21 protein-coding genes and 1 pseudogene are annotated in these 21,556 nt (G+C 73.8%); 4 read left to right on the forward strand and 18 right to left on the reverse strand.

Annotated elements, in window-relative coordinates:
• Positions 1-26 precede the first annotated feature (26 nt).
• The 5 genes from RIU97_RS01060 to RIU97_RS01080 all read right to left on the reverse strand — a co-directional run bounded on the left by RIU97_RS01060 (position 27) and on the right by RIU97_RS01080 (position 5,397).
• On the reverse strand, positions 27-425 hold the full coding sequence (locus tag RIU97_RS01060) for a DUF4440 domain-containing protein (protein WP_404952814.1): 399 nt from the start codon (positions 423-425) through the stop codon (positions 27-29).
• An 81-nt stretch (positions 426-506) separates the two neighbouring features.
• Entirely contained in the window at positions 507-1,298 is a 792-nt protein-coding gene (locus RIU97_RS01065) for a class I SAM-dependent methyltransferase (RefSeq protein WP_404952815.1), read from the reverse strand.
• 51 nt (positions 1,299-1,349) lie between these two features.
• Complete coding sequence (locus RIU97_RS01070) at positions 1,350-1,874, reverse strand: GNAT family N-acetyltransferase (protein ID WP_404952816.1); 525 nt, start codon at positions 1,872-1,874, stop codon at positions 1,350-1,352.
• 58 nt (positions 1,875-1,932) lie between these two features.
• On the reverse strand, positions 1,933-3,207 hold the full coding sequence (locus tag RIU97_RS01075) for a serine hydrolase domain-containing protein (protein WP_404952817.1): 1,275 nt from the start codon (positions 3,205-3,207) through the stop codon (positions 1,933-1,935).
• 102 nt (positions 3,208-3,309) lie between these two features.
• Complete coding sequence (locus tag RIU97_RS01080; RefSeq protein ID WP_404952818.1) at positions 3,310-5,397, reverse strand: SpoIIE family protein phosphatase; 2,088 nt, start codon at positions 5,395-5,397, stop codon at positions 3,310-3,312.
• Between the two features lie 222 nt (positions 5,398-5,619).
• Between RIU97_RS01080 and RIU97_RS01085 the strand changes: the two genes are divergently transcribed.
• The gene (locus RIU97_RS01085) at positions 5,620-6,240 is read left to right on the forward strand and encodes an L-threonylcarbamoyladenylate synthase (RefSeq protein WP_404952819.1); all 621 of its coding nucleotides are present in this window, start codon (positions 5,620-5,622) and stop codon (positions 6,238-6,240) included.
• Between the two features lie 19 nt (positions 6,241-6,259).
• On the opposite strand, the gene RIU97_RS01090 is transcribed toward RIU97_RS01085, so the two are convergent.
• The 4 genes from RIU97_RS01090 to RIU97_RS01105 form a co-directional block, all read right to left on the reverse strand.
• A complete protein-coding gene (locus RIU97_RS01090) occupies positions 6,260-8,404 on the reverse strand; it encodes a bifunctional serine/threonine-protein kinase/ABC transporter substrate-binding protein (protein WP_404952820.1) in 2,145 nt (714 codons plus the stop codon).
• Positions 8,405-8,410: 6 nt separating this feature from the next.
• Positions 8,411-10,582: a bifunctional serine/threonine-protein kinase/ABC transporter substrate-binding protein gene (locus RIU97_RS01095; RefSeq protein ID WP_404952821.1), complete on the reverse strand. Its 2,172-nt coding sequence runs from the start codon at positions 10,580-10,582 to the stop codon at positions 8,411-8,413.
• Positions 10,582-11,466: a hypothetical protein gene (locus RIU97_RS01100; RefSeq protein WP_404952822.1), complete on the reverse strand. Its 885-nt coding sequence runs from the start codon at positions 11,464-11,466 to the stop codon at positions 10,582-10,584. Before RIU97_RS01100 ends, RIU97_RS01095 begins: the two co-directional genes overlap by 1 nt.
• An 80-nt stretch (positions 11,467-11,546) precedes the next feature.
• Positions 11,547-11,954: a GNAT family N-acetyltransferase gene (locus RIU97_RS01105; protein WP_404952823.1), complete on the reverse strand. Its 408-nt coding sequence runs from the start codon at positions 11,952-11,954 to the stop codon at positions 11,547-11,549.
• 181 nt (positions 11,955-12,135) lie between these two features.
• Here RIU97_RS01105 and RIU97_RS01110 point away from each other — a divergent pair, with 181 nt between their 5' ends.
• Positions 12,136-12,834, forward strand: coding sequence for a beta-glucanase (locus RIU97_RS01110; RefSeq protein WP_404962719.1), 699 nt, complete (start codon positions 12,136-12,138; stop codon positions 12,832-12,834).
• Here the strand turns inward: RIU97_RS01110 and RIU97_RS01115 are convergent.
• The 4 genes from RIU97_RS01115 to RIU97_RS01130 are packed head-to-tail and all read right to left on the reverse strand — an operon-like array spanning position 12,831 to position 17,114.
• The gene (locus RIU97_RS01115; protein WP_404952824.1) at positions 12,831-13,535 is read right to left on the reverse strand and encodes a ribonuclease H; all 705 of its coding nucleotides are present in this window, start codon (positions 13,533-13,535) and stop codon (positions 12,831-12,833) included. The two genes, RIU97_RS01110 and RIU97_RS01115, sit on opposite strands and share 4 nt — an antisense overlap.
• A 7-nt stretch (positions 13,536-13,542) precedes the next feature.
• A complete protein-coding gene (locus RIU97_RS01120; protein WP_404952825.1) occupies positions 13,543-15,219 on the reverse strand; it encodes a sensor histidine kinase in 1,677 nt (558 codons plus the stop codon).
• Between the two features lie 57 nt (positions 15,220-15,276).
• A complete protein-coding gene (locus RIU97_RS01125) occupies positions 15,277-16,086 on the reverse strand; it encodes an ABC transporter permease (protein WP_404952826.1) in 810 nt (269 codons plus the stop codon).
• A gap of 5 nt (positions 16,087-16,091) precedes the next feature.
• Positions 16,092-17,114, reverse strand: coding sequence for an ABC transporter ATP-binding protein (locus tag RIU97_RS01130; protein ID WP_404952827.1), 1,023 nt, complete (start codon positions 17,112-17,114; stop codon positions 16,092-16,094).
• A 160-nt stretch (positions 17,115-17,274) separates the two neighbouring features.
• On the opposite strand from RIU97_RS01130, the gene RIU97_RS01135 reads away from it, so the two are divergent.
• Positions 17,275-17,928, forward strand: coding sequence for a response regulator (locus RIU97_RS01135; protein ID WP_404962720.1), 654 nt, complete (start codon positions 17,275-17,277; stop codon positions 17,926-17,928).
• Here the strand turns inward: RIU97_RS01135 and RIU97_RS01140 are convergent.
• On the reverse strand, positions 17,925-18,590 hold the full coding sequence (locus RIU97_RS01140; RefSeq protein WP_404952828.1) for a 2-phosphosulfolactate phosphatase: 666 nt from the start codon (positions 18,588-18,590) through the stop codon (positions 17,925-17,927). The two genes, RIU97_RS01135 and RIU97_RS01140, sit on opposite strands and share 4 nt — an antisense overlap.
• 163 nt (positions 18,591-18,753) lie before the next feature.
• Entirely contained in the window at positions 18,754-19,146 is a 393-nt protein-coding gene (locus RIU97_RS01145; protein ID WP_404952829.1) for a MerR family transcriptional regulator, read from the reverse strand.
• A gap of 50 nt (positions 19,147-19,196) precedes the next feature.
• Here RIU97_RS01145 and RIU97_RS01150 point away from each other — a divergent pair, with 50 nt between their 5' ends.
• Positions 19,197-20,471 carry an MFS transporter gene (locus RIU97_RS01150; protein ID WP_404952830.1) on the forward strand — a complete coding sequence of 425 codons (1,275 nt, stop codon included), beginning with the start codon at positions 19,197-19,199 and terminating at the stop codon, positions 20,469-20,471.
• A 71-nt stretch (positions 20,472-20,542) separates the two neighbouring features.
• Here RIU97_RS01150 and RIU97_RS01155 read toward each other — a convergent pair whose 3' ends face one another.
• The 3 genes and pseudogenes from RIU97_RS01155 to RIU97_RS01165 all read right to left on the reverse strand — a co-directional run bounded on the left by RIU97_RS01155 (position 20,543) and on the right by RIU97_RS01165 (position 21,509).
• Positions 20,543-20,728 (reverse strand): hypothetical protein, encoded by a 186-nt coding sequence (locus RIU97_RS01155; protein WP_404963115.1) that lies wholly within the window; start codon positions 20,726-20,728, stop codon positions 20,543-20,545.
• A 119-nt stretch (positions 20,729-20,847) separates the two neighbouring features.
• A pseudogene (locus tag RIU97_RS01160) lies at positions 20,848-21,339 on the reverse strand (serine hydrolase); the annotation flags it as partial.
• Positions 21,246-21,509, reverse strand: a complete 264-nt coding sequence (locus RIU97_RS01165; RefSeq protein WP_404952831.1) for a serine hydrolase domain-containing protein — start codon at positions 21,507-21,509, stop codon at positions 21,246-21,248. The pseudogene RIU97_RS01160 and the gene RIU97_RS01165, both read right to left, overlap by 94 nt.
• Positions 21,510-21,556 lie beyond the last annotated feature (47 nt).

Consider the following 21,556-nt stretch of genomic DNA (forward strand, 5'->3'; position numbering starts at 1 on the left):
GCGATGCGACGCCGTCGGCCGCGCGGTCAGGGCCGGTCGAACCAGGCGAAGGCGGCGATCCGCCAGCCCTCCGGGGTCCGGACGAACTGGATGGTCTTGGTCCCGCCGCCCTCGAACGGCTCGCCGTCCAGGATCCCGGACTTGCGGTACTCGCCGAACCTCGACGCGATGTCGCCCGCGATCTCGGTCCGTTCCGAGGTCTCCCACTCGGAGAACTCGGCCAGCCGTCCGCCGGAGAGCAGCAGCCGGCGCGGCTCGATGAACTCGTCCACGGTGTAGGACGTGAGGTCCGGGCCGGTCTTCACGATCACTCCGCCCGGCAGCATCAGCCGGCGGATCCGCCCCACGTCGGCGGCCTTGCCACCGCGGTTGTCGAAGGCGCCGAAGAACTCGGCGGTCACCATGTCTATCTCGGCCTTGGACATGGCGCGACAGTAACACCCGTGCGGGCGGCGGACATCGCTCCGCTTTCCGGGGCGCCACTCGTCCACGGGCCGTCCGTCCGGTCAGGCCGCCAGCGCCCTGGTGATCACCAGGGGCGGCCTCTCCCGCTCCGCCTGCCACGCGCGGCTCGCTGCGAGGTCCGGGTCGGCGACGGCGGGCGCCTCGTCCACGGTGGGCCGGTGCTGGACGACGTCCCGGAAGCCGGCGCGCTCCAGCAGGCCCGGGTAGTAGGCGACGGGCCACGCGTGGTTGCGCATCTCCTGCCAGGATCCGTCCGTGCGCCGTAGCCGTACCGTCAGCTCGTCGCCCGGCCCGTACACCTCGCCGGGTTCACCGATCCGCAGCGAGGCGTACTCCGTGCCGTTGCAGGCGGGGTCGGTGGCCAGCAGCACGAAGGGGGCGTCCGGCCGCAGCAGGCGCCGGATCTCGGTGAACACGTCGAGCACCGCCTCCTCGGTCGGCAGCGACGCGAGCACGTGGTTGCACATGACCGCGTCCGCGCAGCCGTCCGCGAGGCCGGTCACCCGGCCGTTCTCCACGAGGTGGTACTCCGCCACCGCGGTCGCCGAGGCGCGGGCGAGCGCCAGCATCTCCGGGGAGGTGTCCACCCCGATGACCCGCGCCCCCAGCTGCCGGGCCGCGCGGTCGGACACCTGGCCCGGTCCGCATCCGTAGTCCACCAGGACCGCGCCGGGGCCGATCCGGCCGGACAGGGCCCGGAAGACGAACGGGTACCCGAGCAGCCAGTCCGTGGCCGCCTCCACCGCCGCGAATGCCCGCGCGCCGTCACGTCCGGACCAGGCTGCGCCTTCTGCGGCGCCGCTCTGCCCGGGTCCCTCCGACCAGTCGCTCACAGCCCCACTATCGACCCAGTACGGCCGCGCGGCACTGTTACGACACGACCGCTAGAGGTTGATCCAGTAGCGCCGTTTGGGGCCGATCAGGGTTTCGCGGACGTCTTCCAGCACACCGCCGTTGGCCTCGATCGTGCGGATCGACGCCTCGTTGCCGGGGTCGCAGGTCAGCAGTACCCGGTCCATCCCCAGCAGACGGGCCTCGTGCTGGACGGCCGCGAGGGCCCAGGTGGCCAGTCCGCGGCGGCGGGCCGAGGGGCGGACGCTGTAGCCGATGTGGCCGCCCGCGTCGAGCAGGAAGCCGTTCAGGTAGTGGCGCAGGTCTATGGCGCCGAGATAGGTGTCGCCCTCGGCGATCCACCAGTACGTGGCGTGCACGCGGCCGTGCTCGACCGGCAGCGTGCGGTCCCCGTACCGCTGGAGCCGGTCCACCCAGGCAGCGAAGCCCTCCGGGCTGTCCACGTCGTCGTCGGAGCCGAGCCCGGCGCCGTCCATGTGGGCGTCGGGGCCCGCTTCCAGCTGCGCGGCGAGCCAGGAGCTGTGCAGGCGCGGGGTGGGGCTGATGAGCTCTGGCATACCTCGGACCATAACAGTCGGATCATCCGACCCGGTCCGGTGCCGGCGGGGGCGGACCTCAGCCGGACTCGGGTGCGGGCTGTGTCGATGCCGGCGATGCGGGTGCCGACGGCTTGGGTTCCGACGGCTTGTGGCCGGGGTACACGTGGTCCGGCGTCACGATGCTGGTGATCGCCTCGCCGAAGAGGGTGCTGGGCTCCTGGCCGTCGTGCAGGACGTCGGTGTTGAGGATGACGACCAGGGTCGCCTGCTCCTGAGGCAGGTAGACGCCCAGGCTCTCGTAGCCCGGGAGCGAGCCGTTGTGCCCGATCCAGCCCTGGACGTTGAAGAGGCCCAGCCCGTAGCCGGCGCCGGGAATGCCGACCGAGGTGGTCTTCAGGCGCTGGGCCTGTGTCGGGGGCGTCAGCAGCGTGCCCGTGGCGAGGGTCCGTGCCCAGCTGCGCAGGTCCTCGAGGTCGGAGATCATCGCGCCCGCGGCCCAGGCCCAGGACGGGTTCCAGTCGGCGGCGTCCTCGATCTTGCCGGAGGCCGTCTGGTCCGTGTAGCCCTGCGCGTGCGGTTCGGGGAACTCCGCGCCGGTCGGGAAGAGCGTGCGGCGCAGTCCGGCCGGTCCCACGACGTCCCGGTCGATGACCTCCTCGAGCGGCCTGCCGGTGACCTTCTCGATCAGCAGACCGAGCAGGATCAGGTTGGTGTTGGAGTACTGGAACTGTGCGTTCGGCTCGAACTGGACCGGGTGCTTGAAGGAGTAGTCCAGCAACTGCTGGGGCGAGAAGGGGCGATCGGGGTCGGTGGTGAACGCCTTGTCGAAGTCCGGGTCCTCGCTGTAGTTGAACAGCCCGCTGCGCATGCCGGCCAGCTCGCGCAGCGTGATGCGGTCCCCGTTCGGTACGCCGTCGATGTAGTCGCCGATCGGGTCGTCCAGCCCGACCTTGCCCTGGTCGACCAGCTGGAGGAGGGCGGTGACCGTGAACGTCTTGGTCTGGCTGCCGATGCGGGTGTTGAAGTCGGTCCGCATGGGTGCGCCGGTCGCCTTGTCGGCCACGCCGAAGGCCTTCACGTAGCTGCCCTTGCCGGGTGCCCACAGCCCCACGATCACGCCCGGCACCTGCGCCTCGTCCATGACCTTGCGTACGGCGGCGTCGAGTTGGGCCGCGACGGCGGGCGTGAGCACCGGGAAGTCGCCGTCGCCGTCCGGAGTGGGGGCGGCGGGGACGGACCGCACCGGAGCGGGCGTGCCGTACGCGGAACCCGCGACGGCCGGGGCGACGAGCAGACCCGCTGCGGCGGCGGCCACACAGGCCCGGCGGAACCGTATGTGCGTCGGAGTCACCACATGCCTCCTGCCGTACGGGGTCAAGGCACAGCGATCACGATCAGCCTAGGCTCGTGCTGGCCGGCCCGCGAGGCGAGCGGTCCGCTACCGCGGGGACCTCTACGGCAGGGGCCGCGCGCGGGCGATGACCAGGGCGACGTCGTCGTGGTCGTCCGGCCGGCGCAGGGAGTCCAGGAGGCGGTCGCAGGTCTCCTCCAGCGGGCGGCCGGTGTCGGCGAGCAGGGACAGGAGCAGGTCGAGGCGTTCGTCGATGGGCTGGTCGCGGGTTTCGACCAGGCCGTCGGTGTAGAGGACGAGTTGGTCGCCGGGCTCCATGGCCACGGTGGTGGCCTCGAAGGGGATGCCGCCCACGCCGAGCGGTGCGCCGGTGGGCAGGTCGAGGAGTTCCGGGGTGCGGCCGGCGCGGATGAGGACGGGCGGCAGGTGTCCGGCGACGGCCACCCGGCACTGGGCGCGGTGCGGGTCGTAGACGACGTAGACGCAGGTGGCGATGGTCTCTTCGAGGGCGGCGGTGGTGCGGTCGAGCTGTTGGAGCACCTGGGGCGGGTCGAGGGCGAGTTCGGCGAGGGTGCGGGTCGCGGTGCGCAGTTGTCCCATGCTGGCCGCGGCGTTGATGCCGCTGCCCATGACGTCGCCGATCACGAGGACGGTGGTGTCGTCCGGGCCGGCGATGGCGTCGAACCAGTCGCCGCCGATCTCGCTGCTGGCCGCGGCGGGCCGGTAGCGGGAGGCGACTTCCAGGCCGGGGGTGGGCGGCGGGTGGTGCGGGAGGAGGTGGTGCTGGAGGGCGAGCGCGGTGTGGTGTGCGTTGCGGTACCAGCGGGCGTTGTCGATGCACACGGCGGCGCGGGCCGCCAGTTCGCCGGCCAGCACGATGTCGTCGTCGTTGAAGGGCAGCGGGTTGCGGGTGCGCTTGAGGTCGAGGGCGCCGAGGACCTCGCCGCGGGCGATGAGCGGCACGGCCAGGTACGAGCGCAGGCCGGCGCGGGTCAGGAGGGTGGCGGCGGTGCTGTCGCGGGCGATGCGCGAGATGTCGTGGGCGTGCACGTGGGCCACCAGTACCGGGTGGCCGGTCGTCACGGACTGGGTGACCAGCCGGTCCGCGGCGTACGCGGCGATGTCGCCCGGCGGGTCCGCGGCGCGGACGGCCTCGCTGGGGAAGGCGGACGCGACGGCCAGGGCACGGAACACGGCGGACTCGTGGGAGGACGACCGCAGGGTCGGCCGGCCTTCGAGGACGGAGTCGAGGATGTCGACGGCGGCGATGTCGGCGAGCTCCGGTACGACGACGTCGGCGAGCTCGCGGGCGGTCTGGTCCAGGTCGAGGGTGGTGCCGATGCGGACGGTGGCGTCCGCGATCAGGGCGAGGCGGCGGCGGCTGCGGGCGATCTCCAGGGCCGCCTGGTGACTCTGCGTGACGTCCACCACGGAGGTGGCCAGGCCGAGGACCCGTCCGGTGGCGTCCTCCAGCCGGTAGTAGGACACCGACCAGGCGTGTTCGGTGCGCTCCCCGCCGTGGGTCCCGCCGGCCGTGAACTGTTCGAGCAGCGGGGTACCGGTGGCCAGGACCTGGCGCATGGCCGACTCCGCGGCCTCCGCGTCGTCGAGGAAGGACAGGGCCTCGCGGACGCCCCGGCCGATGTGCTGGGCGGCGGGCAGCCCGTTGATCCGCTCCAGGGTCGGGTTGACCAGGACGTAGCGCAGCTCCGTGTCCAGGACCGCGAGCCCGATCGGGGACTGGGCCACCAGGCGTGCGGAGAGGGCGAGGTCCCGCTCCAGCTGCCGCAGCCGTGTACGGTCCGTGGCGATGCCGAGGGCGTACAGCTCGCCGTGCTCGTCGAGCAACCGCATGTTGCGGAATTCCACCAGGCGCGTCCTGCCGTCCTTGTGGTGCACCGGGAAGGCACCCGCCCAGTCCCCCGCACCGCCCATGACGCGGGCGAAGAGCTCGGTGACCAGCCCGACGTGCTCCTTGGAGGCCAGCAGCTGGGCGGCGGGGCGGCCGAGCGCCTCCTCGGCCGACCAGCCGAACAGCTGCTCGGCCTGGGGGCTCCACAGGGCGACCCGTCCTTCGGCGTCGAGGACGACCGCCGCCACGTTCAGGACGTCGAGCAGCCCGCTGGGCGGGGCGAGCCCGACCTCGGCCCGCCCGGCCCCACCGGCCCCCAACCCGTCGATCGAACCCATCGGGGACGCTCCCTTCCGGCACCCTCGGCCCGGCGCCCACCCGCCCAGCGGCGGCCCGGGGCGCACGGCTACCTCTCATCGTGCCCCGGAACCCTCCCGGCAGCGTCCGGAGCGCCCTCCCGGCCGGGTGGTGGTCATCGGCCCGGACCGGTTCACTCAGCGCGCGCATCTGCGATTCACCGCGGCCGGGGCGCCGGCGCCGGGACCACGTAGGCTCGGCGGATGGCGAAATACTTCGACGTGCACCCCGAGAATCCTCAGCGTCGCACGATCGGCAACGTGGCCGACATCATCCGCTCCGGCGCGCTCGTCGCGTACCCGACAGACTCCTGCTTCGCGCTGGGCTGCCAGCTCGGCAACCGTGACGGCATCAGCCGGATCCGGTCGATCCGGAACCTCGACGACCGTCACCACTTCACCCTGGTGTGCCAGAATTTCGCACAGATGGGCCGGTTCGTCCAGATCGACAACGACGTGTTCCGCGCGATCAAGGCGGCGACACCCGGCAGTTACACCTTCATCCTCCCCGCGACGTCGGAGGTGCCGCGCCAGCTGCTGCACCCGAAGAAGAAGACGGTCGGAGTCCGGATTCCCGACCACGTCGTCACGCAGGCCCTGCTCGACGAGCTCGGCGAGCCGCTGCTCTCCAGCACCCTGCTGCTGCCCGACGAGGACGAGCCGATGACGCAGGGCTGGGAGATCAAGGAGCGGCTCGACCACGAGGTGGACGCCGTGCTCGACTCGGGCGACTGCGGCACCGAGCCGACCACGGTCATCGACTTCTCCAGCGGCGAGGCCGAGATCGTGCGGCGGGGCGCCGGCGACACGGCACGGTTCGAGTAGCCCTGCCGGGGCCGGGCGCTCACGAGGAGGGGCGCACGTCCGCGTGGAGGCCCAGGTACCGGTACGCGCCGGATTCGACCTGGTAGAGGTGGGCGGCGCGGCCCCGGTTCAGCACGTGTGTGTTGGAGTCGAAGGCCAGCTGCTTGGCCAGGCCCTCGTGGGTCGTCCGGAAGATCCGGCGGGTCACGCCCGCACGGTCCCGCCCCTCCTCGCCCAGGCCGGTCAGGGCCGCGGCCAGCAGGCCCACGGCGTCGTACGCCTCGGTGGCCCATCGGGCGGGCGGCTGCCCGTACGCGGCGCGGTGGGCGGCGACGAACTCGGCGGCGGCGGGCACGGCCTGGGGGTCGGTGAAGAAGGTGCCGAACAGCCAGCCCTCGGCCGCCGGACCGGCGGCCGCGAGGAAGGCGGGTTCCATGATGTGCTGGATGCCCATCCGCGGGCCCTGGAACCCGGCGTCGGCCAAGGCGCGGGCCATCCCGGCGGCGCGCTGCGGTGAGATACCGGCGAAGACGACGGCCTCGGCCCCCGCCTCGGTCAGCGCGCGTGCGGCGCCCGCGAAGTCGGAGCTGCCCACCGGAATCCGGTGGACGCTGACCGTGCCCGTCGAGGGCGGGGACTGCTGCAGGGTACGCACGAGCGGCCACGTGGGTTCGCCGCCTTCGACGTCCTCCACCAGGCCCGTGCGGCGGACGGGCCGTACGCGGCTGAGGTAGTCGATCACCGGGAGGGCGAACTGGTCCCCGGCCGGGCGGGTGGCGCACACCGTGCGCCACTCCAGCCGGGACAGGGCGGCCTCGGGGCTGTCCACCGACACCAGCAGCAGGGCGAGATCGGCCGTGCCGCAGGCGGTGACCATCTCGGGCACGGCCGCGTCCCAGGTGGGGCCGGTGAGTGCGACCACCGCGGGGTCGGCGGCCAGCTCCTTGACCACTTGCGCGGCGCGCGTTGCGTCCCCTCCGTCGTCGGCGACGCGCAGGGCCAGCCGGAACGCGGCGTCCTTGCGGCTGTTGTGCCGCTCCACGGCCAGTTTCATGCCGCGCTCGTGGGCCTGGCCGGTCTCCTTCCCGGGCCCGGTCAGGTCGGCCTGAAGAGCGAGGGTGAGGGTGGCGAGTTCGCGGGCGGGCGTCGTCGTCGTGCCGCGGCCCCGCCCGCGGGTGGTGAACCAGGCGGTGGGTGCGCCGACGGCGGCCAGGCCCGCGCCGGCCGCGAGCAGCCGCCTGCGCGTGAGGCCCCCGGAGGCACGCGGCGCGTCGATGCGGGTGGGCTCCGGGGCGGGCAGGTCCAGGGCCCTGGTGGAGCGTTCGGCTATGAGGCGGGACAGCGGGGGCGGCAGCCACTCCTCGGCGTCCGCGCCGGAGGGGTCGTCGCCGAGTACGGCGCTGAGCTCGGCCGGGGTCGGCCGGGCGGCCGGGTCCTTCGCCAGGCAAGCCAGCACTGGTTCGAGCAACTCCGGTGGGAGACCAGTGAGTTCGGGCTCGTCGTGGACCGTACGGTAGACCACGGCTGCCGCGTGCCCGCCGCCGAACGGGCCGTGTCCGGTCGCGGCGTACGCCAGGACGCAGCCGAGGGAGAACACGTCGCTCGGGGCACCCGCCGTGGGTCCGCCCGCGCGGGCCTGTTCCGGGGCCAGGTACCCGGGCGTGCCGATGACGGCGTCCACGGCCGTCAGCGTGGCGGCCCCCTCGGCGCGCGCGATCCCGAAGTCGATCAGGCGGGGCCCGTCCGGGGCGAGGAGGATGTTGCCCGGTTTGACGTCGCGGTGGACCAGCCCGGCGGCGTGCACCTGGGCGAGCGCCTCGGCGAGCCGCGCGCCCAGGGTCCGTACGGCCCGGACGGGCAGCGGACCGTACCCTCCCACCGCCTCGGACAGGGCGGGCCCGGGGACGAACGGGGTGGCGAGCCACGGCTCGCGCGCCTCCGCGTCGGCGGCGACCACCGGGACCACCCAGCGCCCGGTCAGCTGTCCGGCGGCCTCCACCTCGCGACGGAAGCGGAGGCGGAAGTCCGGGTTGGAGGTGTGGTCGGCGCGGATGACCTTGACCGCCACCAGGGTGCCCGTGGCGGAGCGGGCGAGGTACACCGTGCCCATGCCGCCCGACCCGAGGCGTCCCAGCAGCCGGTTGCCGCCGATCACGGCCGGATCGGCCGGGATGAGGGGGCGCATCCGCCGCTATCCCGCCGGGGACGCGGTGGGCGCGGGCTCCACGGCCGGGCCCACGTAGCGGATGCGGCCGCCCTCCACCTTGTGCAGGAAGTAGACGTTGCCCTTGACCTGCCGGCGATCGTCGAAGGTGAACTCCTTGGTCAGACCGCGGAAGGTGCCCTGGGCGAGCGCGGTCAGCAGGTCGGCGCGGTTCGGACGGCTGCCGCCCGCCGCGGCGGTGACGAGCCGTTCGATGACCAGGCGGGTCGCGTCGAAGGCCTCCGCGGTCCAGATCGCGGGGGCCGACCGGTACGCCGCCTGGTGCGCGCGGGCCACCTCCGCGACCTCGGGGGCTTCGGGACCGGTGTACGGCGTGCAGAACTGCCAGCCCTCGGCCGCCTGCCCTGCGGCCGCGAGGAACTCCGGGCCGGCGATGGTGTAGTCGGCGGCGCGGGGCCCCTTGAAGCCGGCGGCCGCCAGCAGTGCGGCCGCCTTGGCCCCACCGGCCGGGGTGCCCGTGTAGAAGAAGCCGTCGACGCCGTGGGCGAGCATGTCGGTGACCACGGGGGCCAGGTCCGGGGTGCCGCGCGGGACGACGCGTACGTAGAAGGTGGCCTCGGGCGCGCGGTAGGCGATGGTGCGGCCCACCAGCAGGGCCGCCTGCCAGGTGTCCATGTCGCCGTCGCGGTCGCTGAGGATGCCCATCTTCCGGACGCCCTGCTTTCCCGCCAGTTGAAGGTTGACCGCTGCGGCTTGGCCCGAGGAGATCGGGCAGCTCTGGAAGAAGCTGCGCCGGTCGGTGACGCTGAAGGTGGTCGCCAGGGCGGACACGGTCACCAGGGGTACGGAGCTCTCTCCGTAGAGTTCGAGACAGGGGATCACGGAGTCGTTGCCGGTGGGGCCGATCACCGCGAACAGGTCGCGGTTGGCGATGAGTCCGCTGGCGGCGGCCGCCGAGCGGTCGGCCCTTCCGGCGTCGTCGGCGGTGGCGACGGCGAGCGTGAACGGCTTGTCCTTGCGGGAGTTGAACGCGTCGACGGCCAGCCGCACCCCGCGTTCCTGGGCCTGTCCGGCGGCCTTCTGCGGCCCGGAGAGGTCGGCGTGCAGACCGATCACCCAAGGCCGCGGAGCGTCCGCGGCCGGTGGCTCGGGCTTGTCCCGCTCGCGCAGCGCCAGCCAGGCGGCCAGGCCGCCGCCGGCCGCGAGCACGGCGCCACCGGAGGCGAGGGCGAGGAAACGCCTGCGGGAGGGGGCGGCCGTGCCGGGCGCGGGGGCGGCGTCCGGGTCGGCGACGGTCTCGTCGATGCCGGGCAGGGCGAGCAGCGCGGCGGCGCGCTCGGCGATGGTGGCGACGACCGGGTCGGGCAGCCAGTCGGTGCCCTCCCCCGGGGTGTCCTCGGTCAGCGCAGCGTCCACCTCGTCCGCGGTGGGGCGGATGTCGGGGTGCTTGGCGACGCAGGTCCGCAGGAGCGCGGCGAGTTCGGGGTCGGCGAGGACCTCCGGACCGAACTCGGGCTCGTCGTGGACGGTCCGGTAGAGCACCGCGTCAGCGGATCCGGTGCCGAAGGGCAGGCGGCCGGTGGCGGCGTACGCGAGGAGGCAGCCGAGCGAGAACACGTCGCCGGCCGGTTCGGCGGGGCGGCCCTCGGCCTGCTCGGGCGGGAGGAAGCCGGGAGTGCCGAGGACCGCGTCGGCGGAGGTCAGGGCGGTGTGCTCGCCGCCGCGCGCGATCCCGAAGTCGATGAGCCGGGGCCGGTCCATGCCGAGCAGCACGTTGCCGGGCTTGACGTCCCGGTGCACGAGGCCCTGGGCGTGCATCCCCCCGAGGGCCTTGGCCAAGGCCTTGCCGAGGATCCGTACGGCGCGGAGCGGGAGCGGGCCGTGGGCCGTGACGGCCTCGGCCAGGGAGGGGCCGGCGACGAAGGCGGTGGCCAGCCACGGTTCGGGCGCGTCCGGGTCGGCGCCGGTGATCCGTACGGCCCACGGGCTGTCGACCTCCGCGGCGATCTCGGCTTCGCGGCGGAAGCGGGCCCGGAAGTCCGCCTCGTCGGCGTACTCCGCGCGGATCACCTTGACCGCGGCGAGCGCCCCGTCGTCGGTGCGGCCGAGGTAGACCACGCCCATGCCGCCGGCGCCGAGCCGGCCGAGGAGGCGGTACCCGGCGATCCGGGAGGGGTCCGAGGGATGGAGCCGCTCCATCAGCCCTCCGCCTTTCCGAGCTCCTGCTTGGCCTGAATCATCAGCCGGCTGGTGCCCTGGACGACGAGCGCGATCATGTCCTCGTCGGTGTAGCCCGCCGCGGCCTTGCCCGAAACGGCCACGGTGACCGGTCCGAACTGGGCCTGGTGCCATCGGTACGGATGGGGCCCGCCGTGCTCCGTGCTGACGTACTTGCCGTCCTCGCTGAATGCGTCCTCGGTCCAGCCGTTCATTTGTTCACCGAGGTAGAGGGAGCCGCCCCACAGGTTCTTGAGCTCCTCGCCCTCCCGCAGCTTCTGGGCCGGGCAGCGCAGGACCTCTTCCATGGCGCGGGCGGTCTCCCAGCCGGATTCCTGGCGGTTGTGGTGGATGGTGACCGTGGCGTTGAGCTGCAGGCGGCCGCGGCCGTCCTTGGCCGGAATGTGGAAGTAGCGGGTGCTCGTGGCGAGTACGTCGTCCGGCAGGCCCGCGGTCTGCCAGACGCAGTCCTGGTCGAGGACGGGCCAGCGGCCCGGAGGGCTCTCGAACGGGGCGCTGCGCACGACTTCGGGGCCGAAGGCCGCCTCGGTGATGACGATCCGGCCGAGCAGGTCGCGGGCCTCGGCGACCGTCCTCGGCTGTTTCGACTCGTCCAGCGGAGGCACGAGGGGGAACCCGGAACTGCTGGGCGAGGCGGCCGGCGTGCTCGCGCCGGAGCCGCCCGGGGCCGGGCCGCCCGTGGCGGGCGACGACGCGGCCGGGGTGCGGCCCGCCGCGTCACTCGTCGCCGCACCGTCCTTCGCCGTGCCGTCGGCCGTACAACCGACGAGCAGGAACAAGCCCGCTGCCGCACACCCGTAGGCGTGCAGCGCGGAGCGCCTTCTGCGTGTCTCCGGTCCCCCCACGGCACGGATCGTACCCCGCCGTGGCCGCGCGCGACTGGCCTATGGAAAAGCGGTGTTGGGGGGTGCTTCTGCTGACCGGCTCAGCGCCGGGTGCCGAGGGTCCAGGCGGACTCGTGGCGGGTGAAACCGATGTGCGGGTAGTAGCCGACCGCGTCCGGGGCGGAGAGCAGGATAACCTCCGCCTCGGGCGCCGCCTCCTGGGTGACGCGGATGAGGTCGCGGCCGACGCCCTTGCCCTGGTAGGCGACGTCGACGGCCAGGTCGCTGAGGTAGGTCGCGTACGCGCCGTCGGTGATCGAGCGGGCGATGCCGATGAGGCCGCCGCCGTCGGCGCGGGCGACGACGACGAGGTTGGCGCCGGCCAGCATCCGGGCGAACCGCTCCACATCGGCGACGGGACGGCGCTCGGCGAGGGTGGAGGCCCGGTAGAGGCCGATGACCTCCTCGACGTCCAGGTCCGCGCCGACGACTCGCTCACAGCTCCACATACCGCTGCAACTCCCGCTCGTAATAGGCACTATTCCATAGTGATTATTACATGCAGGGGGCGAGTGGAACACAAACCGGTGGACCGGTATGGGTGAGGCTCGAGCTGGGCAGGATCCCGGAGCGTCCGTCCACGGAAGGAGCGCTGTGCTCACTCACGTCCTCGCTTGGCTCCGACGGCTCCTGGAACGTTTCACCGGCACCACGGCCCGTGGCACCGGCCCGGCGAGAGGCGCGGCCCCGCTCTTCACCGCCGATTTCGGGTCCGCCGCCCAGTGGGTCGCCGGCCGCTCCTGGGCCTATCCGGACGGCGGACCCACCAATCCCGGGGACAACAAGCTCGACCACCTGGTGGAGGACCCGTCCTACAGCCGCACCGGTACCTTCCGGGCCGTCCGCCGCCCGGACGGCGACTGGAACGCGGGCCTGCTGACCACCGAGGGCAGTGACGAGGGGTTCATGGTGCGGGCCGGGGACGTGCTGGAGTCCCGGGTCCGGCTGCCCGTCGAGGCCGGCGCCTGGCCGGCGATCTGGACCTGGCGGGACGGCGGCAACGAGGTCGACGTCTTCGAGTACCACCCGGACAACCCCGACCTGCTGGAGCTCTCCAACCACGTCAAGGGCGGATCGCGCTACCACCGGGACGCCGCGGTCGCCCCCGGCGGCTGGGTGGACCTGAAGGTCGAGTTCGGGGCGCGCTCGGTCGTGTGGTGGGTCAACGGCACGCGGGTGTACGCCGACCGGCGGGGGGTGGGGCGCAACTGGAGGGCGTACCTCATCGTCAACCTCTCCGTCTGCGCCGGGCGCTACCACCCGGCGCCCGACGCGGACGTGTCCGAGATGTCGTACGAGGTCGCCTACCTGCGCGTCCACCGCCCCTAGGAGGCGGAGGCCGGGGCGGGGGCTGCGCAGCTCTCGTGGCCCCAGCGGCTCCCGTTCTTGGCGATCATGTCGCCGACGGCGTAGGGCTTCCCGCAGGGGCAGCTGCCCGGGAACTTCGCCTTGATGGCCCGGGGCGTGCGGCCCGGCGCGGCTCCTTCGGCCGTCCGCTTCCTCGCCGTGCCCGCCTTCTGGCGCGCGGGCGCGGCCGGGGCCGGTACCGGCAGGTCCGGGTGTCCGAGGGCGGTGCCGGCGGCTTCCTGCGTGCGGGCCGCGTCGCTGGCGGCCTGGTCGGCGATCGCGTTCAGGAGGTCGCCGTCCTCGCGGTGCGCCGGAACGTAGACGAACGTCACGTCACGATCGGCGAGCAGCAGGTCGATCTGCTCGACGAGTCCGCGGTTGGCGACCGGCTGGCCCGAGGCGGTCTTCCAGCCGTTGCGCTTCCAGCCCGGCAGCCACTGCGTCACGGCCTTCATCGCGTACTGGGAGTCCATCCGCACCTCGACGGACGTCCCGGGGGCGAGCGCCTCGAGCAGCCGCTGGAGGGCGGTCAGCTCGCCGATGTTGTTGGTGGCCCGGCCCAGCGGCCCGGCCTCCCAACGCTCGGGGCGTCCCTGGGAGTCGGCGATGACCCAGCCCCAGCCGGCCGGCCCGGGATTACCTTTCGCCGCTCCGTCACAGGCGGCAATGATGCGATCAGACATCCCCCGATCATGCCTCATCGCCCGAGGTGGTGAGCGGTCGGCTCGGGAGCACGTCCTTGGCCGTCAGGCGGGAACCCGAGTAGCAGAGCCGGTAGACGTCGGCCTGGTCCAGGAGGCTGCCGCTCGAGCGGTAGTACGCGCACACCGTGCCGGGGGGTGCGGGCAGCGCCTTCACGGCGTCCGGTACGTACCGGAAATCGCGGTCCGGGAGGAGGGGCGCGAGCTCGGTCCGCTCCTGGCCGGTACGGAGGGCCGCGAAGTCCGCGGGGCGCAGCACGCAGGCGGTCAGCTGGTGGGCCAGGTAGGCGGCGGAGCCGAGGAGGAGCAGACCGAGTCCGGCCGGAGCCGCGACGGCGACGGCGAACCGGCGCCGGGTGCTGCGCCGGGCGGCGGCGAGGCGGCGCCCCGATTCCGAACCGGTACCGGTCTCCTCCAAGAGCTCTTCGGCGGTTCCCGGCCGCCGGGGGGCCACCTGGTCCGGCAGGGTGGCGAGCACCTCGAAGCCGCCCCGGCGGGGCGCGGCGTGCAGGGTTCCGCCGATCAGCCGGACCCGTTCGCGCAGGCCGGTGAGCCCGCGGTGGCCGGAGGCCGGCGCGCCGGCGGGGGCGGGTACGGGGACGGGCGACGGGCCCGCCGACGGGGCGGAGTTGGCCACCCGTACCTCGGTCCGGGCGCCCTGGTGGACGATGCGGACCCGGACCGCGGCGCCGGGGGCGTGCTTGATGGCGTTGGTCAGCGACTCCTGCACCACGCGGTACGCCGTGCGGTCCACCAGGGGCGAGAGGGCCCCGGCCTGCCCCTCCCGCCGCAGGTCCACGGTGACGCCGGACTCCCTTGCGCGGGCCACGAGTTCCTCCACCGGCTCCACGGAGGAGGCCGTCGGATCCCCGTGCGGTCCGTAGCCGCCGGAGCCGCCAGGGCCGTCCGAACCGTCGCGTACGACGCCGATGGTGTCCCGCAGGTGGCCGACGGCGTCCGAGACGGCCGCGCGCAGCACGGCCAGGTCCGCCCGGTCCTGGCCGGACAGGGTGGGTGAGAGTTCCAGGGCCCCGGCGCGCAGGGCGATGAGGCTCAGTTCGTGGCCGAGCGAGTCGTGCATGTCGGCGGCGATCCGGGTCCGTTCCCGCAGCCGGGCCTGCTCGGCGACGAACCGCTGCCGCTGTTCGAGGCCGCGCGCCCGCTCCCAGCCCCCGCGCACCAGGGCCAGCCTGGCCTGCCGGTAGCGGCCCGCCAGCCAGGGCAGGAGGAGGGCCGAGGGGATCATCGACACCGTGTAGAACCAGTACACGGGGCCGACGCCCAGGAGGGCGCACAGCGCGAGGTCGACGGCCGTGCAGGCCCCGAACAGCAGGAGCGCCGCCCCCGTACGGGCCGACCGGACGCCGAGGAGGTACGTCAGCACGGCCAGGGCCGCCAGGTACGGGCTCGCCGTCTCGGCCGGCTCGGCCAGACCCAGCGCGCACACCGCGTTGGCGAGGAACACGGCCGCGCCGGGCCGTTTCCGGCTGCCGGGAACCGCCACCGCCAGGATCGACAGGGGCAGGACCAGGCCGAGTACCGGGGAGGCTTCGGCGACGCGCTCCCGGTAGGCGAAGACGCCGGCGCCCGCGAGAGCCGCCCACAGCGCGGCGTCGCGCACGGCCGGCCCGGTCCCCCGGGCCACCAGAGCCCTCGGCGTCCTCACGCGTGCCCCAGCCTTCCTCTCGTGTTCCCCCACCTCACCGGCCGAGGCTAGTTCACGTCATCCGTCGCGGCGCCGCAGGACGGCCCGGCCGGCCAGGTGGGCGGCGGCCGTCCAGGCCAGCACGATCAGGAACCCGGCCGCGGTCGGGTAGGGGGCGTCGTCGCCGGCCCGCATGAAGTGGCCGCCGGCGCTCTGCGGAAGGTAGTCGTACACCGTCAGGAGGAAGGGGCCGCCGAGTGCGGTGCACATGCTCGGGAGGACGGAGATCAGGACGAAGGCGGCCGACAGCGTGCCGGCCGCGGTCCGCAGGGTGAAGGACAGCCCCACCGTGAGTACGGCGGTCAGGGCGCAGTACAGGCCCATCGCCAGGACCTGGGAGAGCGCCTCGGCCGGCTCGAAGACGGCGTGGCCGCGGAAGGGCGCCCAGGCCACGGCCATGCCGAGGACGGCGAACAGGACTCCGGCGGTGAAGGCCACCGCGGCCGCCACGACCGCCTTGGCCAGCTGCATGCGGTGGCGGACCGGCACCCACTGGAGCGAGGTGCGGACGCTGCCCGTGGCGTACTCGGCGGTGACCGTGCTCATCGCCAGGACGACGATGACGAACTGTCCGAGGGCCACGGAGGAGACCGGGGCGTTGCCGAGCGGCTGGACCGGTCTGTCGTTGAGCCGGGCGATCGAACCGTAGTAGAAGGTGAAGACCCCCGTCAGCAGGACGCCGGCGAGCAGGCAGGCGTACGGCGCGCGGACGGACCACAGCTTGGTCCACTCGGCGCCGACCGCGCCGGCGAATCCGCCGCCGGACGTCCCGGTACGGGTGGTGGGGGATGTGGCCGACGTGGGTGACTTGGCTGACGTGGCTGACATGGGTTTCACACCTCGGTCGTCGCGGTCGGGACGGAGTCGGCGGACACGGGCGGCCGCGGTCGCGCCGCCGTCCCGTACTCGACGCTGTGCTCGGTCAGTTCCATGTAGGCCTGTTCCAATGAGGCCGAGACACTGTGCAGTTGGTGCAGCCGGACGCCCAGGCGGTGGGCGAGGTCGCCGATCTCCGCCGCGGTCCGGCCCCGGACGACGATCTCGTTCCGCTCACCGCCCGGGGAGCCCGGGGAGCCCGGGGAGCCCGGGGAGCCCGGGGAGCCCGGGGACTCGACGGACACCCCGTCGTACGTGCGCAGGTGGCCGGCCAGGCTCTCGAGATCGCCGGGGTCGGCGGTGCGCACGCGTACCGAGGCCGAGGCGCTGGCCGCGAGGAAGTCCGCCATGGGGGTGTCGGCCAGCAGCCGGCCCCTGCCGATGACGACGAGCCGGTCGGCCGTCAGCTGCATCTCGCTCATCAGGTGGCTGGAGAGGAAGACCGTACGGCCCTGGGCGGCCTGGGCGCGGACGAGTTCGCGCACCCAGCGCACCCCGTCGGGATCGAGGCCGTTGACCGGCTCGTCGAGGACGAGCACCTTCGGATCGCCGAGCAGGGCGCCCGCGATGCCGAGCCGCTGGTACATGCCGAGCGAGAAGGCCCCGGCGCGCCGGCGCGCCACCTTGGCCAGGCCCACCGTCTCCAGGACCTCGTCGACGCGGCGGACGGGGATGCCGTTGCTGCGGGCCTGCGCGATCAGGTGGCTGCGCGCGGAGCGGGCCGGGTGCAGGGCCTTCGCGTCGAGGAGCGCCCCGACCTCGCGGACCGGGTGGCGCATCGAGGCGTACGGCCTGCCGTCGATGAGCGCCCGGCCGGCGGTGGGATGGTCCAGGCCGAGGATCATGCGCATCGTGGTGGACTTTCCCGAGCCGTTGGGGCCGAGGAAGCCGGTGACGCGTCCCTCCTCGATGTCCAGGGTCAGTCCGTCCACGGCGACGGTGTCGCCGTAGCGTTTGGTCAGGCCTCGCAGGGTGATCACAGGGTGTCCCTTCGGTGTTCGCGGTACTGCCACGACCGTAGGAATCGCCAGGTGCGCCGCGCATCGGCCGCAGGTCGGCGATCCGCCCCCCTACTTTCGTCGGGTGTCCCCGCCGAACGGCCGGGCCGCTGCCCCCCGTTAGACTGCGCCGGTGGTTCAGGTGCTGGTGGCAGACGACGAGGCGATGGTCCGGGCGGGCGTACGCGCGATCCTGGCGAGGGATCCGGGGATCGAGGTCGTCGCCGAGGCGGCCGACGGGCACGAGGCCGTCGACGCCGTGCGCAGGCTCCGGCCGGCGGTGGCCCTGCTCGACATCCAGATGCCCCGGCTCGACGGGATCGCGGCGGCCGCCCGGATCCACCGCGAGCTGCCCGGCACGGCGGTGATCATGCTGACCACCTTCGGCGAGGACGAGTTCATCGGGCGGGCCCTGCGCGAGGGGGCGAGCGGCTTCCTGCTCAAGGCGGACGACCCGAGGGAGCTGCTGACGGGCGTGCACGCGGTGGCCGCGGGCGGCGCGTACCTCTCGCCGAAGGTCGCCGCCCGCGTCGTCGCGGGGCTGCGCACCGGGCGGATGGCGGGCGGAGCGCCGCCGCGGGCCGCCGTGGAGCGGCTGACGGAGCGGGAGAACGAGGTCCTGGCGCTGCTCGGCGTCGGGCTGTCCAACGCCGAGATCGCCTCTCGCCTGTGCCTGGTCGAGGGCACGGTGAAGGCCCACGTCAGCGCGATCCTCGGGAAACTAGGCGTACGGAACCGGGTGGAGGCGGCGATCGCCGCCCACGAGGCGGGCCTGGCCGACAGGCCCGGCGGTTAGGCCCCGGCGTGTGGTTCCGCTGCCGTGAAGGCGCCGTCGACGAGGACCGGGACGCGGTCGCAGGCGTCCAGTTCGGTCGCGACGGCCACGTCGCAGGCGAAGCCGCCGTCCGCGAGTTCCTGGCCGGAAGCGCTGTCGGTGACCGCGGCGACGGCATCGGGCGTCGCTTCGAAGCAGTCTGCTGCGGCCGCCGCCTCGGGCGAGAGCGGGCCGCAGCCCAGCTTCCGCAGTGCCGCGAGGGCCGCCCCGGCACCGAGGAGGTCCTCCAGCGCGGGGCGCAGGCTGCCGTCGGGCCAGCGTTCGCCCGAGGCGATGACGGCGACCGGGCGGTCGGGGGTTCCGTAGCCGTGCCGGGCGAGCCAGTGGCCCACCGCGGTTGCGTTGCGCAGGCACCCCGCGACCACCGTCGACCCGCCGGCGGCGGCCGCGATCGAGGAGCCGTTGGGCGAGGGCAGGACCAGCCGCGGGGCGACGGGGGCGCTCTTCAGCGCCGCCGGTGAGAGGGACCACGGGGATTCCGGCGTGGCCGCGCGCCGTCCGACGGCCAGCCGCGCGCCCCTCGCCTCCGCGAACACCGCCGCGGACTCGTCATGCCAGGCGTAGGGGAAGACGCGCGTCCCGCGTTCCACCGCCACCGTCACCGAGGTCGTGAACGACAGCACGTCGACCACCACGAGACACGCGACGTCCGCCGCGAGCCGCTGCGCGCCGACGGGACCCAGTCGAAGCGCGCCCCGCTGCCGTGCTGCACAAACGAGTCGTCCATGGTGACGAGCCTGCCATGGCGTCAGGACGTCCACACCGGCGGGGCTCACGGGTCACGGCTCAGGAGCCGGGCGCGGCGTCGGAGAGCAGGCGGCACTTGTCGAAGTTCATGCATCCGCAGGCGAGGCAGTCGGCGACCGCGTCGCGCAGGCGCTGCGTCTGCCGGATGAACAGGTCCAGTTCGGGGAGCTTGCGCTCCGCGAGCGCGCGCCACTGACGGGTCGCTCCGCGGTCGGTGTCGGTATCCAGCAGGGCGCGGATCTCGGCCAGGGTGAACCCGGCCCGCTGGGCCATCTTGATCAGCGCGATCCGCCGCACGGTGCCGGCCGGATAGACGCGCCGGCCCCCGGCCCGCTCGGCGTACGGCAGCAGACCGACGCTCTCGTAGTAGCGCAGGGCCGACGGCCGCATCCCGACCTGCCGTGCGAGCTCCCCTATTCCGAGCTTTCGCACCTGTCATTCCCCCTTGACTTCAAGCGCGCTTGAACCAGGAGTCTGACCTGGTGACTTCCGCACAGACAACTCGCCTGCTGCCGCAGGCCTACCGGCCGCTGTTCGCCCATCCCCCGTTCCGGCGGCTCCTGCCCGCTCTGGCGGCCTCCGATCTCGGTGACGGGATGAGCGTGGTCGCGGTGGCATGGCTGGCCATCGAGATCGCGCCTCCCGGCCGGTCCGGGATGCTGCTGGGAGCCGCGCTCGCCGCGTACGCCCTGCCCGGGGCGGCCGGTGCGCTGCTCTTCGGACGGTGGCTGCGCCGCCTTCCCGCCGCACGGCTGCTGGCGGCCGACAGCAGGATCCGCGCGGTGCTCCTGGGCTGCGTGCCGCTGGCCTGGGTCTTGGACGTGCTGCACCCCGTGCTGTACGTATCCCTGCTCGCGGGCTCGTCGGTCCTGCACGCCTGGGGCAACGCGGGGAAGTACTCGCTGCTCGCGGGGCTGCTGCCGCCGGAGCAGCGGCTGGCCGCCAACGCACTGGTGAGTTCCAGTACCTCGGCCTCGATCGTCATCGGCCCCGGGCTCGCCGGATTCCTGGCGGCGGCGATCAGCCCTGCCTGGCTGATCGGTCTGGACGCGTTGTCGTTCGCCGTGCTCGCCGCCCAGGTGGGCCGGGTGCGGGGCGCTTTCGGCGAGGCGGGGCCGGACGGCGCTGCGGGCACGACGCCCGTCGACGCCGACCGGCCGGCCGCAGGCCTGCACTTGCTGCGCAAGCAGCCCGAACTCCTCGGTGTCCTCGCCCTGACCTGGTTCTTCAACTTCCTGTACGGACCGGCGGAGGTCGCGCTGCCCCTGCACGTCACCGATGACCTGCACGCGGGGGCGGGCCTTCTCGGCCTGTACTGGGCGCTGTTCGGAGCGGGCGCCGTGCTGGGCGGCCTGGCGGCGGGCGCCCTGCGCAGGTTCCCGCTCTGGCCGGTCACCCTGACCATCGTCGCCGGCTGGGGGCTGGCTCTGGTGCCCTTCGGCCTCGGCGCGCCCGCGGCCGTCACGCTCGCCTGCTTCACGCTCGGCGGGTTGATCTACGGACCGTTCACGGCGCTGTCCTACACCCTGTTCCAGGACCGGACGCCGGCCGCCTGGCTGACCACGGTCCTCGCGGCCCGCAGCGCCGCACTCCTCACCGCCGGGCCGGTGGGCACCGCGCTCGGCGGGCCCCTCATCGCCCTCATGGGGCCGCGGGGGGTGCTGGCGGCATCGGGAATCGCGACCGTCGTACTGGCCCTCGTCGCGGCCGTGATGCGGGCATGGACCAGTCGCCGGGCGGCGTCCCGGCTCGTGTGAGCCGCGAGCCGTGAGCCGCGAGCCGTGAGCCGCGAGCCGCGAGCCGTGACCAGTGCACCTTGGCCGACGCGTCAGGGCGGGCTCGGCGGGGTGACGGCGGATCTGATCTGGTCGGCCAGCAGCCGGGCCGCGGTGTCCGCCGCGCCGGCCACCAGGCGGGTTCGGGTGAGGCGGAAGGCGAGGCCTCGCGCGCGGTCGGCGAAGGCGATGCTGCCGCCGCTGCCGTGGTGTCCGAAGGCCGTGGGTTCGCCGCCCATCGCGGGCAGGCCGACGAAGTATCCCAGCCCCCCTTGCCGTACCTGCCGAGGAGCATCAGGTCCTTGCCCTCGACGGCCACCTCTGCGGCCGGCGCCACTCGTTCCGGCGACAGCAGCCGTACCCCGTCGGCCTCACCCGACAACGCCGCGTACAGCCGGGCTGCTGCCCGCGCGGTCGTGGTGCCGCCGGCCGGCAGGTCGGCGAGCAGGTACGCCCTGCGGTTGGCGAGCTCGACGACGGTCCACACGGCGCGGTTGGGGGCCACGTACCGGCGGAACGGCGCGGTGGGCGGAAGGCCCTTCAGCCACGCCGCCCAGTTGCCCTCCACGGGCGGCGCGGTACGGGCGAGTTCGGTCTCGGGCAGGCCGAAGAAGAGCTCGTCGGCCACGCCCAGCGGTTCGGTCACGTAGGTGCGCAGGGCCTCGGCCGGGGTCAGGCCGGTGATCCGGCGTACCGTCTCGCCCAGGATCCAGCCGAAGGTCCAGCCGTGGTACCCGCTCGCGGTGCCCGGCTCGCTCAGCCCGCGATCAGCCCGCGCTCGGCGAGCACGTGCAACAGGGTCGCGGTGAAGCCCTTGCCGGTCGAGAAGCCGGGGATCAGCGTGTCGGATCCGAGCCGGCGGCCACCGGGCCGATCGGCCCATCCCGCGTGCGCGTCGACGATCGGCTCGCCGTCGAGGTAGGCCGCCACTTGGAGGCCGCTCTCCTGACCGGACTCCACCAGCTCTTCGAGGATCCCGCCGACCCGCGCCTGGACCTCCGCGCTCACCCTGCGATTCACCCGTGCATCATGCACCAGGGCCGTGCGGCGGTCGCCGCACGGCCCTG

This window comes from Streptomyces sp. 147326 (assembly GCF_045000215.1).
In the GTDB taxonomy this organism is placed as follows: domain Bacteria; phylum Actinomycetota; class Actinomycetes; order Streptomycetales; family Streptomycetaceae; genus Streptomyces.